Source organism: Pseudomonas sp. RA_105y_Pfl2_P56 (assembly GCF_963970845.1).
GTDB classification, from domain to species: domain Bacteria; phylum Pseudomonadota; class Gammaproteobacteria; order Pseudomonadales; family Pseudomonadaceae; genus Aquipseudomonas; species Aquipseudomonas baetica_A.
In genome coordinates this window covers 59,347-72,841 of the sequence record NZ_CAXAPL010000007.1, presented here as the reverse complement: position 1 = coordinate 72,841, position 13,495 = coordinate 59,347, and the positions used below count along the sequence as shown (strand labels likewise).

The window sequence follows — 13,495 nt, the reverse complement described above, 5'->3', positions numbered from 1 at the left end:
GGTTCCTGGGTGTGGGCCGTCAGAGGCTCGATTTCGAAATGACCTGCAAGCTCATCTGCTCCAGCAGTTTGTTCATGTGAATGAACTGCGCGAAGCGTTTGTCCTGGGTCTGGCCATGGTAGAAGCGGTAGTAGATCTGCTGCACGATCCCGGCCAGACGGAACAGGCCGTAGGTGTAGTAGAAGTCGAAATTGTCGATCTGGATGCCCGAGCGCTCGGCGTAGTAATCGACGAACTCGCGGCGGGTCAGCATGCCCGGGGCGTGGCTCGGCTGGCGGCGCATCAGTTGCACCGGCGCCGGGTCGCCCGCCTCGATCCAGTAGGCGAGGGTGTTGCCCAGGTCCATCAGCGGATCGCCGAGGGTGGTCAGCTCCCAGTCGAGCACGCCGATGATCTGCATCGGGTTGTTCGGGTCGAGGATCACGTTGTCGAAGCGGTAGTCGTTGTGGACGATGCTCGACGTCGGGTGGTCGGCCGGCATCTTGTCGTTGAGCCAGGCTTTGACCGCTTCCCAGTGCGGTGCGTCCGGGGTCAGGGCTTTTTCGTAGCGCTCGCTCCAGCCTTTGATCTGGCGGGCAACGTAACCTTCAGGTTTACCCAGATCACCGAGACCACACGCCTTGTAATCGACGCGGTGCAGTTCGACGAAACGGTCGATGAAACTCTTGCACAGCGCCTCGGTTTTCGCTGAATCCAGACCCAGCTCCGGCGGCAGTTCCGAGCGCAGGATGATCCCGTTGACCCGTTCCATCACATAGAACTCGGCGCCAATCACCGATTCGTCGGTGCAGTGCACGTAGGCTTTCGGGCAATACGGAAAACCGTCGCGCAATTGATTGAGGATGCGGAATTCGCGGCCCATGTCGTGGGCGGATTTGGCCTTGTGACCGAACGGCGGCCGGCGCAACACGAACTCCTGCTCGGGGTATTCGAGCAGGTAAGTCAGGTTTGACGCGCCGCCGGGAAACTGGCTGATCGCAGGCAAGCCGCGCAGGCCCGGAATGTGTGCCTTGAGGTATGGATCGATCAGGCTGGCATCGAGTTCTTCGCCAGAGCGGATACGGGTGGACTGGTCAGTAAGCGCCATGCTTATCCCTTCTGCTTATTTTGGAGGCCAGACATCATTGGCTAATCTAATGGGGCGCTCGGTCGGTCACAAGCGCGGGTCGGTCTTATAGGTTAGCGTGTTGCCGGACAATCACCTTTGGGAATGTGCAGGGCGGGCCGTAGCAGACTAAGGTTTAGCGGGTATGCCGTGTCCAACAAGGAGTCGGGAAATGGGCTGTCCACAAGTCTGTGCCACTGCGACTTTGCAATGCAGCTTCGGCGCCGCACCGTCGGCGCTCAACGTGTTGCCGGTCAATCGCACGCTGACCGGCGGGATGCCGGCGGCGAACATCATGGATTACATTCCGCTGGTCAACATCCTGCCGTTCGGGGTGTGCATGAGCATGGCCAATCCGACGGTGGCGGCCGCCACCGCTGCTGCGCTGGGCGTGCTGACACCGATGCCGTGCATTCCGGCAACCGCGTCGCCATGGATTCCCGGCGGCGCGCCGACCTTGCTGCTCGGCGGGATGCCAGCGATCGATGCCAACAGTACGTTGATGTGCACTTGGGCGGGGGTGATCAAGATCGTCATGCCGGGGCAGATGCAGATGCTGATTCCCTGATTGTTGCGTTGGATGTGCCGGCCTCTTCGCGAGCAAGCCCGCTCCCACATTTGATCGCATTCCAATGGGTAAGCGGGCTTGCTCGCGAAAGGGCCAGTCAATACACCCTGAAACGTCAGGCCTGCTGCGGATCCATCCAGCGTTGATACCACCAGCGCACCCGCGAAATCGGCTTGCCATCCGCGCCCAACGGCCGTCCATCCTCGGCAAACCCCTGTTCAGGCTCCATCAACTGCCCATTCACATAACGCGCTTGCACCGCCGGTTTGCCATTGGGATGAAAGCGCTGATAGCGCCCCTCACGCACGCCATCGCGATAAAACTCAGCCTCCGCCACCTGGCCGTCAGGAAAGTAATTGAGCGCTTCCCCATGCAACAACCCGCGCCGATACGTTGCCTTGCGTTGTAAAAAGCCCTCCGGCGCGTAAAAACTGGCAACCCCTTGCAGCTTGTCGTGTACAAACGGCATCTGCGCCGAGACCTTGCCATTGGGGTGATAGAGCAGCGACGTACCCTGCAACTCGCCCTGGCTGTAGTTCAGATCGGCTTGTTTGCGCCCGTCGTCCTTGATTTGCAACGGGCCATCGAGCTGGCCGTCCTGCAAACGTCCCTTGAGCTGCTTGTCATTTTGCTGCAAGTCCAGCGGTGTGATCGCCATGGTTGCTCCCTGTCAGTTGACCTGCACCAGCCCGCCCTTGATGGTCAGCATGCCGCCGCCGTCCACGGTCTGCGAGGCCGCGCCCTTGTTGGTCAGGCTGATGCCAGCGTCGTTGGTCAGGGTGGTTCCGGCCTTGTTGTCCAGCGATGTACCGGCCTGATTGGTCAAGGCAGTGCCGGCCTTGTGGGTGATCGAGGTGCTGGCAGAGGTCGCCAGATCGGCGCCGCTCTTGATGGTGAAGCTGCCGCCACTTTGCAGGGTCAGGGTGCCGCTGACTTTGATCGTCAGGTTGCCGTCCACGGTCAGGCTGTAATCGCCCGTGACTTTGTCGGTGTAATTACCGCCCGTGCTGTGATCTTGGTCAGCGCCGACTTTTACCGTGCGACTGTCCTTCACATCGAGCGTGTCGCTGCCGGTCTGGATCGTCACACTGCGTTTGCCTTTCTCCAGGGTCACGGTCTCGTCGCCGTCCTTGACCGTGCGGGTGCGGGCGTTCTGTACGGTGAGGGTTTCGTCGTGGCCGACGGTGGCTGTGGTGTCGTTGAGCACGTTGATCTTCAGATCTTTCTGCGCCTGCAAAAACACCTCTTCGGCGTCTTTCTTGTCCTCGAAGCGCAGTTCGTTGAAACCGCCGCCACCCTTTGACGATTGGGTCTTGATCCCCGATTGCGTCTGATTGGCCGGCAAGGCGTAGGGCAGGGCGTTGTCGCCGTTGTAGACGCACCCGGTCACCAGCGGCCGATCCGGATCGCCGTCGATAAAGGTCACGATGACTTCCTGACCGATGCGCGGGATGAACTGCATGCCAAAGCCCTTGCCGCTCCAGGGCAACACCACGCGCACCCAGCAGGAACTGGTTTCATCGTTCTTGCCATCGCGATCCCAAGGGAACTGCAACTTGATCCGGCCGTATTCGTCAGTCCAGATTTCTTCGCCGGACTTGCCCACCACAATTGCAGTTTGCGGGTGCATGCGCGGTTTTGGTGTGACCCGTTGCGGGCGAAACGGCGTGGCTTTGGGGATCGCTTCGAAACGGTTGCGATAGCTTTCATGGCTGACGTCATGGGTGACCCGCGTCACCACCCAGTCGATGTTCAGGCTCGCATCGTCGTGGCCGTCGAGGGTGAACCAGTGCCCCGGAATCAGCCAACGGCAATCACTTTCGCCGACAAAACGTTTCTCTTCACTGCGCAAACCGTCGACGCGCTGCTTGGTCAACGCATCGCCGCGCGCCTTGGTGTTGTAGCCGCCCGGATGTTCGTAGATCGCACGCGGCCCGGCGACCGCTTCGGCCTGGCCGTACAGCGAAGTGGTCGGCGTGGTGAACTCGTAATCCGTCGCCTTGTACACCCCAGCCACCGCTTGCAAACACACCTGGCCTGCGCGAATCCCGTGCAGCTCGCGCTGACCCAGTCCTTGCCCCAGATAGCTGACCTTCGGCCCATTAGGGGTCTGCACGAAAGCGTCGTTGCTGTCGCCCAGTACAAGCGTGTGCTTGCCGTCGTCGTGGGTGAAGAACCAGAAAATGCCTTCTTCTTCCAGCAGCCGCGAGACGAAGGCGAAATCGGTTTCGCCGTATTGCACGCAGTATTCGCGCGGGGTGTAGCTGCCGGTCAGCGACAGTTTGAAATCGCTGAAACCGTGGGCGTTGAAAATCGTCGTGACGATGTCCGAGGTGGCGAGGTTCTGGAACACGCGGTTGTTGCTGGCCAGGGTCAGCCACCAGAGCCATGGCCTGAGTACAAGCTGATAGCGCTCGGCGGTGGCGTCAGCGGGGAGCTGGCGGATTTCAGCGACCAGCGCATCGAACGGACGCAGTTGTTCGTCGTTGTGCAGGGTGGTGGTGACGTGGGTGGCGACGGCGCTGATCAGGGTGAGGGCGGTGCCGTCGTTGAGGCCGTTGAGGATTTGTGAGCCGAGCAGGTTAAGGCCTTCGTCACCGGACAACGCCTCAGGGTAAAGCGCCGACAGCGACGTGGCAGTGAGCGAAAGGCTGGTGTTGCTGTCGGTGGAGCGGGGCATCGACGATCCTCTTTGACAGTGCAGGGTGAACTCAACCGGTGACGTCAAACAGAATAGGTCGGTGGTCGGGGCCAGACATATCGAATACTTGCGCCAGCCCGGTGAGGTCAACAGGCGTAACAGTGACATCCGCCGACGCCAGCACCCAATCGAGAATTCCGCCCTTATTCTGTGTTTGCAGGCCTCCCCAACATTCATAGGCAAGTCCGGCGCTGTCGAGTTTGCCAACGTTCTTGTAGTCCAGGTTCAGGTCCCCCGTCGCCACCCACTTACCGCCCAGAGCGGTGCAGGACTTGAGCTGGCTCTTGGTCACCTCGCTTTGTCCGGATTTGAAGTGCGCCAGGAACACGTAACCGGTATAGCCCCCGACACCATGCACTTCCACGGCGATCAGATCCCTGTTGAGGGCAAACAGGCTGCCTTGGCTGATTACACGCAGTTCTTCAAAGCCTTTGACCATGACGATATAGCCGTTGGAATAGCCTCCCGTGAAAGAGTAAACGTTGTAGGAGGGGTATATGGCCGCAAGGTTCTGTCGGTAATTGTCGATTTGCGCCGAATGTATTTCGCACAGGAAAACAATGTCGGCGTTCCACCAATTGCTTGAGCAACAGTTGTAGACAAAAACGTCGACCTGAGTCTGTTTGTCCAACGTTGAGGACTTGCCGTTTTTTTCGACATTGAAGCTTCCGATTCTCATGACTAGGACCTTCTTTGCTGCAAAGCGTTTGTCATCCGGCTGATTTTTTTTAGGCGTGGTTGTTCAACGTTTTCAATGTCTCCTTGGTAGGCCGCAGCTGGTTCATTTCGTTGTTGATGGTGGGGCAACGGGTGAACGCCACATGTTTTTTCCGCCCGGCATGGCTGTTGATCGTAGACACCGAGAAGCGCAGGCCCGAGAGATCGGCTCCATATTCGGGAACCTGAAACTGGTTGTCGGTGATGTTGAACGACCATGTCGAGCCGTTGTAGTGACTGAGCCAGGATTTGGCATCGAACGGCAGCACTGTGGTGTTGAACCCGGGGGTGACCAGTGTTCTGAGGTGGGCGAAGATTTCATCGTTGAAATGCGCGTCAGTGAGTTTGAACTTCACCTTGTCGCCGTAACCGGCGCTTTTGATGTCCTTACAGCCATTTCGCTCGTTAGGTGCCCAGTAACTGGACAGTTCGAGTTTTGCCCCGATGGCCTGGAGCGCCGCCCACCATGTGGCATTGCCGTTGAAAGGTCGGTTCTTTTCCATGGTCGATTCAGGATCGTCGTTGCGCTGCTTGCCCTCCATGCCTGGAAAACCGCCGAACACCGGGCTGGTGCATTCGACGAACAACTTGGAAATATTGGCGGAAACGGTTTCCGTGGCCAGTCGATCGGCCACCCCGTTGGATGTCCGCGTGAGACCATTGAGCAACCTCTGTGCCTCAACCATACCCAGCAGGCTTTTCACCAAGGTGATCTCGTTATTGCACTGGACGATGTCCTTGAACTTGGTATTGAGTGTCGTGCGGTTGGCTACATCGGGGGGACCACCGGTCAACTGGCTGTAGTTAAGGATCACCGCCGTCTGGTAATACCCGAGCAGGCTGCCAAGGCAATAAAAATATTTCCACGGCAGCACGTGGTGGAAGGTCCATTTATCGCAATCGGGTGTTCCGCCACTGCGAGCGGCTGGCAGCTTCACGGTGAATACATACTCGGCCACGTCACGCACTCCCTTGAAAGCCTATCTCTTAAAAAGGGGACGGATTTATTTGTCTGGCAAACGGCCAACACCCATCCGTCCCCGTGGATACGTCCCCTTTGATTCAGTCACTTCCCGGCATTTTTAGCCTCAGCGGCCTTGGCCTGCTGCCACATCGGGATCGCCTTGAACGCAGTGACCATGTCGTAATCCAGCGCCACCGGTTTTGCACCTGCTGAGGTGTCCGGCCCCATCGGGGTCTTGCCGTCGCGGCTCTGGAACCAGCTCATCCAGAGTTTCGATCCGGGGTCGGCCATGACCAGTGCCGCGTCAGGGTCACTGCCCGAAAGTGGTGGATCGATGGTTTGTGGTGGCTGGCTGGAGGTGGGCAGCAAGAACGAGGTCATCGGATATTGGGCGCTGCTGTGGCATCCCAGGCATCCGGCACTGGCCAGACCGGCCGGGTAATAGTGCGAGCCGGTCCAGGCTGGCGTCACGACGGCACCGTCGTTCGGGCCTGACAATCGGCCGTCCCATCCCAGCGTTGAGACCGAATAAGCCGGCGACTGGGGATTGATCCAGTTTTCGCTGAGCTTCGGATTGACCGTGACGGGCGGCGTCAGCGCCGTTGGCGCCGTGTTGATGACGTCCGGGTTGCCGCCCCAGGTGGCGCCCAGCGGAATCATCTTGTCCCAGGCGTCTTTGCCCGGCGCGTTCTTGTCGTAGACCAGGGTCGAAAACACCCATCCGGTTTGCGGTGAGGCGACACTGTCCTTGACGATGATGTCGAACTGCATCAACGACACCTTGGTCATCGCCGGTTGAGTGGTGGTGCCCTTGAAGTCTTTGCCGACGCATTGTGTTTTATTCAGCGCGCTGCCATTGCTGGTGTTCACCGGTGCGTAGATTTCCCATTGGGCGGCGCCTTCCATGGGGGCCCAATCGCTGCCACAGGCACTGACCATGGCAAATTTGATGATGACGCTGCCTTCGGCAAACTGCGTGGTGCTCGTTTCCAGAACCGGATTCATTGCGCGTTCAGGGGTTTTGCCCCAGATGTCGCCGAGGGTTTTCGCCGCACGGGTGTCGTACAGTGTCAGCACATAAGTGGTCACGGGCAGGGTCTGATCCGTCAGTGTGCCGGCGGGAAACCCTGACCCGACATACACACCACGAATGGGTTCGCGTTCGATACCCAGCCAGATCGAGTCGTACCAGCCGCTGTCCTTGTAGTTCCAGTTGGCGTAGTCGTAGACGATCTTGCGCATGTCCGGGGAGACGTAATCTTTCAGCGCCTGAACGTAGGCACCGGCGTTGGCCTGGGTGATCTTGCCGTTGCCGGTGGTCTTGCTCCAAGGGAAAGAAGTGCCGGTCGGTAATTGGGTCGGATAATCATGGCTGAGTGTGAACAGCGGCCCCTTGTAGTTCGGCGGCGGGGAAATGGGCGAGGTCAGAAAGGGGTCAATCTGCAAGTTCGCGCCATTGAGTTTTTCGACCGTAGAGGTCAGGAAGGACACCTTGCCCACCAACTCGTTTTCCAGATGTTGGGTGTCCGCTGGTGCGGACAACGGTATTGCGACACAGGCTCCCAGCAGACTCATCGGTAATTTCAGGCTTTTTTTCATGACATTATCCTTGTCAGTTTTGGAAGAGTACCTTCCTTTCATCACGGTTTTTCGTACATCGGCGAAGGGCGATGGGGATTACTCCAGCACCCACTCCGCCAACTTCCCCGTCACTTGCGTCATCAACACATTCTCGACATCCCGCGCACCCGCCGCACTGCACTTGGCGAGCACGGCTTTGACAATTCCCGCATCAAACTCGAATTGTTTGCCGGTCGCTGCCTTGTAGCGGCCACGCAACTTCTCAAGTTTCGCCAGCACAATCCCTTCCAGCGTCGCCTCATCCAGCGGTCGATACGCAACCACGGTCATGCGCGCCAGAAATGCCGGACGGAAGGCTTGCAGGAGGACTTTATGCAGGGCTTCGTTGAAGGCGTCAGAACCGAGTTGCGCCACGGGTGTGTCGAGCAGTAACTCGGCACCGACATTGCTGGTGGCGAGCATCACGGTATTTTTGAAGTCCACCACCAATCCGGTGCCGTCCTCCATCAAGCCTTTGTCGAAAACGTTGTAGAACGCCTCCAGCACATCGGGATGGGCCTTCTCGATCTCATCGAGCAACACCACGGAATACGGCTTGCGCCGCACCGCTTCCGTCAATACACCACCGCTGCCATAACCGACATAACCGGGCGGCGCGCCTTTGAGTTGGCTGACGGTGTGGGCTTCCTGGTACTCGGAAAGATTGATGCTGATCAGGTTGCGTTCGCCGCCGTACAACGCATCGGCCAGCGCGTAAGCGGTTTCGGTTTTGCCGACGCCGGTAGGGCCGACCAGCAGGAACACCCCGACCGGTTTTTGCGGGTCGGTGAGGCCGGCGCGATAGGCCTGCAAGCGTTGGGCGATAGTGTTGAGCGCGGTGCTTTGGCCCATGACGCGTTGGCCCATGCGGGTGCCGAGTGTGCGCACGGCATGGGCTTCGTCGGCGAGCATTTTGCCGACAGGAATGCCGGTCCATCCGGCGATCACGGCGGCGACGGTTTTGGTATCGACCTGCTCGGGCACCAGTGGATCGTCCTGGCGGATCGCATCGAGTCCGGCTTCCAGACGCAGCAGTTCAGCGGCCAGATGATCGATGCGGCTGTCAGTCGCTTCGTCGGGTTTGTCGCTGTCGGCGCGCTCGCTCAAGTCGAGCAACTCACGACGAGTGTCGAGCAACTCGCGCACGGCTACACGCTCTTCACCCCAACGGGTTTCCAGTTCGCGGATGGCTTGAACGTTGCCGCCAGATTCGCTTTCCAGCAGGGTAATGCGCTCACGGTGATCCAGCCCCGTGGCCTGTTCGCGGCGCAAGCGTTCGACTTCATCCTTGAGGCTGTTTTGCCGGTGGCGCAGGCTTTCCAGCGGCGGCGGCACGTCGTGCTGGCCGAGGGCGACGCGCGCGCAGGCAGTGTCGAGGACGCTGATGGCTTTGTCCGGCAACTGACGGCCGGAGATGTAGCGGTGCGACAGTTTCACCGCTTCGTGGATCGCCGCATCGAGCACCTGCACGCCGTGGTGCTGTTCGAGTTTGGCGGCCACCCCGCGAAGCATTTCCACGGCGGTGATTTCGTCCGGTTCCTCTACTTGAACCAACTGAAAGCGGCGGGCGAGGGCCGGGTCTTTCTCGAAATATTTTTTGTACTCCATCCACGTCGTCGCGGCGAGGGTGCGTAATTCGCCTCGGGCCAATGCCGGTTTGAGCAGGTTGGCCGCATCACTGCCGCCCTCGGCACCGCCGGCGCCGATCAGGGTGTGGGCTTCGTCGATGAACACAATGATCGGTTTGTCGGCGCTGCGTACCGCGTCGATCACGCCTTTCAAGCGTTGTTCGAATTCGCCCTTGACCCCGGCGCCGGCCTGCAACAGACCGAGATCAAGCACGCGCAAACTGACTTCCTGCAACGAGGGCGGCACGTCGCCGGCGGCGATGCGCAGGGCCAGGCCTTCGACCACGGCGGTTTTGCCCACGCCCGGTGCGCCGACCAGAATCGGGTTGTTCTGCCGGCGCCGCAGAAGGATGTCGATGCATTGGCGAATCTCACCATCGCGGCCCACGATCGGGTCGATGCGTCCGGCATGGGCGTCGGCGGTCAGGTCCTGGGTGTATTGATCCAGCACCGAATCCTGTCGTGGCGCAGGATGTCCAGAGGAAGCCGCGGAACGCGGGCCGACATGCTCACGGGAGTTTTCGGTCCACTCCAGCAAGTTCGCCCGCAGCGCTTCTTTGGGAATGCGCAGTAACGATGAGGCACTGTTGAGCAGCAGGCTGCGGCGCTCGTCGCGGTCAATCAACGCCAATAGCAGCAGCCCCGAACGAATGCTGTCGAGTCCCAACACACTGGCCTGCACCACCGCATCTTCGAGCAAGCCCAGGGTGTGTGACGACAGCGCTGGCGTGCGCGTGCTGCCAGCCTTGAACAGTTCCAGCGCCTTGTTGATTTCAGCGCTCAGCGCATCACGCTCCAGACCGAAGCGCGGCAGCAGAAAGGCAAAGTCGCCGCCCTCGATATCCAGCAATTCCAGCAGCAAATGCTCAATCTCGACAAAGTGATGCCCGCGTTGCAGGCACCGTTGCGCGGCGCGTTCGAGGGCGCGGCGGTTGTCCGGGTTGAGGCGTCCGATCAGGCTGGCCAGTTCCATTTCAGGTGATCTCCAGCTGACGCAGGCGGGTTTCGATGCGTTGCACTGCAAGGCTGGCCTGACGTTGCAAACCACCGTTCCAGCTCAACAACGCCGGGGCCTGACGCCCCAGTTTCATCGGCCCGGCACCGCGCACCAGCAATACCAGCGTGACATCCAGATCTGGCCCGAAGTACAACGCGGCGAGGCTCGCCAGCGCCGGGTGCGCCTCACCGTCCGGCAGGAAACGTCCGGCTTGCGCCGACAGCAACGGCCCCAGCGTCAGGCGAATGCCGGCGTGTTCATCCCAGACCCGAGTACCGGCCACGGCCGTGCGCCCCAGTTGCAGATTGCGTCCACCGGGTTTGATCACGCTGCGGCTGGCGGGCGGAATCTCGCGCCAGGCACCCTCATAAGCGTTCAGTTCGACCGGCACTTCAAACTGCTCGCGGACAATGGCGGCGAATCCGGCCAGCGAGCGGCGGCCATCGGCAAACAACGCCGTACAGGCCAACACCGCACAGTCCGGAACCGCTTGGCGCTCCTGCAAGGATTTGGGCAGCAACCCCGTCAGTGCGCGCAGTTGCGCCTGTACCGGCGAAGCCCCTGGCGTGACAAAGCCAAGCGCGATCCGGTGTTTGCGCATCACCTTGTACAGCAGGCTGAGCAGGCGATGCTGAAACAGATCGAGGAATTCGGCGGGCGCATGATCCTTGGCCCGGGCGCGTTGTTGCAGCCATTCCTGATAGGCGTAGGGCAGCGGGCCGTCGGGGCCGCCGAGGCCGAAGATCGGCGTGTCGAGGGTCAGCGGTGCGCCGGGCTCTTCGCACAGATTTTCGATCTGGCTGGTGGGAAACAACGGCGTCAACGGCCCTCGCAGTTTCAAGGCCTCCGCTTGGGGCGAAGTGCCGCTGCCGAGGGTTTCGGCCTGTGGTTGTTCGCGCTCCAGCAAGAGCAGCGCCTGCAACCACTCGAACGCTTGGGGATCGCGGCGCAGTCGTTGGCTCAGGGTCAGAGCGATAGGGGCATGCCGGCTTGGGGTTGCCATGCCTTGACCTCCTTGTCGGCTTGCATCAACACCGTGCGCACAAAGCGATTGGCCGTGGCGTACACCGAGAAAAACTGCGCGAGCACTGCCGAAAACAGCACTGCGCTGCTACCGACGAAATGCTGCGGATCAAGCTGCAGTTGCACCTCCAGACCGTTGCGCCAACCGCGCCAGGCATCGACGCCGACATGGCCGATCACTCGCTCGCAACTCAGGCTCAACAACCCTTCGATCTGGCGCAAAGCGCTGGCTTCGTCACGCAGGTTGTGCAGATGCAGAATCTCTTTCAATGCGTCGAGTGCCTGCGGGCCTTCGACCAGCGACAAGTGATTGAGGGTCAGTTGCGACACCAGCCGCCAGCGCGAATCACCGTCCAGTCGCGGCATGCTCTGCGGGCTTGGCGGATTGCGCAGGCGTGCCCACGCGACCGGGCCGGGGCGTTCGAAGCCCAGCGGTGTGCCGGCGGCCAGGCTCTGAGCCAAATGACGATTGGTGCAGAGCAGTTCGGCGGTGAGGCTGTAGTCGGGCAGATCCGTTTGCGGTTCGAAGCGGGTGTCGACCACGCTCACCAGCAGGTCACTGCCGAGCCGGTTCGGGGTCATGCCGCTGACTCGCCGGGCATGCCAGTAACGCTGTTGATCACCGCCGCTGTGCTGACTGCCGTAATACGCCGGCAGGCGCTGCACGCCGGCACTGGAGCTGGCACGCATGCCGCGAATGCTGTGGATCTCGACGCTGTTCTCGCGGTGGCTGTCGGCGATCAAACGGTATTCGCTGCGGGTGCCATCGGGGCGCAGCGGCTCGGAGGTGCGCGGGAACAGGTTGATGGCGGGGGCGCAACCGAGGGCGATGTCGCTGGCCTGCAAATGCAGACGGCTGGTGGGGGCGCGGTCGAAAACGATGTACAGATAGAGCGTCTGACTGTCGCTGGAAACGCCACTGAGTGGCAGATCGAAGAAGTGGAATTTGTCCGGGAAGGCAAAGTACTCGGCCAGCAGACGCATGCCCGGATGCACGCCGTCTTCGTCGGGCAGCAGCACTTCGTCGTCGCTGAAACCGACGATCTTCGGCAAGCCTTTAACGGTTACCGGAACGCTGCCCGGCGACCCTGCCAGCACCTGCATGGCATGGGCGCCGAGCAAGTCATATAAACCGGCGTTGATCACCGGCGAAGCCGCCAGATGAATACGCAACTGCTCAATGCCCAGCTGCGCCCATTGGCTGTCACCCAGGCAGCGCAGACTCAGGCGCAATGCTGAGCGAGACTGTGCCACACCCGTAAGCGCCTGGGCTTCATCACTGCCAAGCAACAAGGCCTCTGCGACTTCAACCGGCCACAAACGCAATGCGGCACTGGTGCGAAAGTGGATGCTTTCACCTTTGCTGGTGGTGACGAACAACGGCGTGTCGCGGGGCAGGGGATAGCCTTCGTCGAGGTTGCCTTTGCTCGGGTCCGGTTCAAATTGCACGATGGCGCAGGACGGCAACGGGCGCATGGCCAACGGGTAAAGTTGTTCGAGCAGCGCGTCGCTGAACTCGGCGTAGTCATCGTCCAGTCGTCGTTGCAGACGCGCCGCCAGCAGCGCAAAACCTTCCAATAAACGCTCGACATGCGGGTCCGGGCATTCGCCGGGGGACAGTTCCAGGCGCCGTGCGACTTTCGGATAGCGCTCGGCAAACTGGCTGCCGGCATGCCTGAGCCAGGTCAGTTCGCGTTGATAGTAGTCGAGCAGTTGCGGGTCAATCGAGTCGCTCATGGCGCACCTCCAGCCCTTGGCCGCCAGGCTCGATGACAAACGCCACCGGCCAGTGCTGGTGGCCGCTGCGCAACTCGCCGAGCAGGCGAATGCTCATTTGCTGAGGGTGTTCGGGCAACGGATTGACCTGAACCTCGCCCAGACGCAGGCGCGGTTCAAAATGTGTGATGGCTTCGCGAATGTCTCGCGCCAGTCGACGTCGGTCGTCGCTGCGCTGCTGTTGCAGAGCGCTCCAGTCGGCGATGCCGTAGTCGATCACGCTCGGCGGTGTGGTCAGTGTGCGCGGGCCACGGCGGGTGTTGAACAGGCGCCCGAGCTCGGCGTGCACCGAGTCGAGCAAATCCTGGCGATCAAATTCCCGCGCGCCCTCAGCCTCGCTGGATGCGAGGCGTTCGAACAGCGGGGGAAGCATGCCGGTGCCTGCCATGGCCGGGG

The 13,495-nt window shown here is 60.7% G+C and carries 11 protein-coding genes; 1 reads left to right on the top strand and 10 read right to left on the bottom strand.

Annotated elements, in window-relative coordinates; genetic code table 11:
• Nucleotides 1–19 precede the first annotated feature (19 nt).
• Nucleotides 20–1,087 (bottom strand): phosphotransferase family protein, encoded by a 1,068-nt coding sequence (locus AACY11_RS07130; protein WP_339432721.1) that lies wholly within the window; start codon nt 1,085–1,087, stop codon nt 20–22.
• Nucleotides 1,088–1,277: 190 nt separating this feature from the next.
• On the opposite strand from AACY11_RS07130, the gene AACY11_RS07125 reads away from it, so the two are divergent.
• A complete protein-coding gene (locus AACY11_RS07125; protein WP_221732681.1) occupies nt 1,278–1,673 on the top strand; it encodes a DUF4280 domain-containing protein in 396 nt (131 codons plus the stop codon).
• 115 nt (nt 1,674–1,788) lie between these two features.
• Here the strand turns inward: AACY11_RS07125 and AACY11_RS07120 are convergent, their stop codons facing one another.
• The 9 genes from AACY11_RS07120 to tssE all read right to left on the bottom strand — a co-directional run bounded on the left by AACY11_RS07120 (nt 1,789) and on the right by tssE (nt 13,487).
• A complete protein-coding gene (locus AACY11_RS07120) occupies nt 1,789–2,331 on the bottom strand; it encodes a toxin-antitoxin system YwqK family antitoxin (RefSeq protein WP_339432720.1) in 543 nt (180 codons plus the stop codon).
• A gap of 12 nt (nt 2,332–2,343) precedes the next feature.
• Nucleotides 2,344–4,353: a type VI secretion system Vgr family protein gene (gene tssI, locus AACY11_RS07115; RefSeq protein ID WP_339494224.1), complete on the bottom strand. Its 2,010-nt coding sequence runs from the start codon at nt 4,351–4,353 to the stop codon at nt 2,344–2,346.
• 31 nt (nt 4,354–4,384) lie between these two features.
• Nucleotides 4,385–5,053 (bottom strand): endonuclease/exonuclease/phosphatase family protein, encoded by a 669-nt coding sequence (locus AACY11_RS07110; RefSeq protein WP_339465622.1) that lies wholly within the window; start codon nt 5,051–5,053, stop codon nt 4,385–4,387.
• A gap of 49 nt (nt 5,054–5,102) precedes the next feature.
• Entirely contained in the window at nt 5,103–6,050 is a 948-nt protein-coding gene (locus AACY11_RS07105; protein ID WP_339494222.1) for a hypothetical protein, read from the bottom strand.
• Between the two features lie 107 nt (nt 6,051–6,157).
• Entirely contained in the window at nt 6,158–7,654 is a 1,497-nt protein-coding gene (locus tag AACY11_RS07100; protein ID WP_339494221.1) for a hypothetical protein, read from the bottom strand.
• Between the two features lie 78 nt (nt 7,655–7,732).
• A complete protein-coding gene (gene tssH / locus AACY11_RS07095) occupies nt 7,733–10,276 on the bottom strand; it encodes a type VI secretion system ATPase TssH (RefSeq protein ID WP_339432716.1) in 2,544 nt (847 codons plus the stop codon).
• Between the two features lies 1 nt (nt 10,277).
• Nucleotides 10,278–11,303 carry a type VI secretion system baseplate subunit TssG gene (gene tssG / locus AACY11_RS07090; protein ID WP_339432715.1) on the bottom strand — a complete coding sequence of 342 codons (1,026 nt, stop codon included), beginning with the start codon at nt 11,301–11,303 and terminating at the stop codon, nt 10,278–10,280.
• Nucleotides 11,267–13,060 (bottom strand): type VI secretion system baseplate subunit TssF, encoded by a 1,794-nt coding sequence (gene tssF / locus AACY11_RS07085; RefSeq protein ID WP_339494219.1) that lies wholly within the window; start codon nt 13,058–13,060, stop codon nt 11,267–11,269. The genes tssG and tssF overlap by 37 nt, the downstream gene beginning before the upstream one ends.
• Entirely contained in the window at nt 13,044–13,487 is a 444-nt protein-coding gene (gene tssE / locus AACY11_RS07080; RefSeq protein ID WP_221732672.1) for a type VI secretion system baseplate subunit TssE, read from the bottom strand. The genes tssF and tssE overlap by 17 nt, the downstream gene beginning before the upstream one ends.
• Nucleotides 13,488–13,495 lie beyond the last annotated feature (8 nt).

Excerpts from the sequence above, each read along its gene's own strand:
- AACY11_RS07130 (WP_339432721.1), bottom strand. The coding sequence starts at position 1,087 with ATGGCGCTTACTGACCAGTCCACCCGTATCCGCTCTGGCGAAGAACTC.
- AACY11_RS07125 (WP_221732681.1), top strand. The coding sequence starts at position 1,278 with ATGGGCTGTCCACAAGTCTGTGCCACTGCGACTTTGCAATGCAGCTTC.
- AACY11_RS07120 (WP_339432720.1), bottom strand. The coding sequence starts at position 2,331 with ATGGCGATCACACCGCTGGACTTGCAGCAAAATGACAAGCAGCTCAAG.
- tssI (WP_339494224.1), bottom strand. The coding sequence starts at position 4,353 with ATGCCCCGCTCCACCGACAGCAACACCAGCCTTTCGCTCACTGCCACG.
- AACY11_RS07110 (WP_339465622.1), bottom strand. The coding sequence starts at position 5,053 with ATGAGAATCGGAAGCTTCAATGTCGAAAAAAACGGCAAGTCCTCAACG.
- AACY11_RS07100 (WP_339494221.1), bottom strand. The coding sequence starts at position 7,654 with ATGAAAAAAAGCCTGAAATTACCGATGAGTCTGCTGGGAGCCTGTGTC.
- tssH (WP_339432716.1), bottom strand. The coding sequence starts at position 10,276 with ATGGAACTGGCCAGCCTGATCGGACGCCTCAACCCGGACAACCGCCGC.
- tssG (WP_339432715.1), bottom strand. The coding sequence starts at position 11,303 with ATGGCAACCCCAAGCCGGCATGCCCCTATCGCTCTGACCCTGAGCCAA.
- tssF (WP_339494219.1), bottom strand. The coding sequence starts at position 13,060 with ATGAGCGACTCGATTGACCCGCAACTGCTCGACTACTATCAACGCGAA.
- tssE (WP_221732672.1), bottom strand. The coding sequence starts at position 13,487 with ATGGCAGGCACCGGCATGCTTCCCCCGCTGTTCGAACGCCTCGCATCC.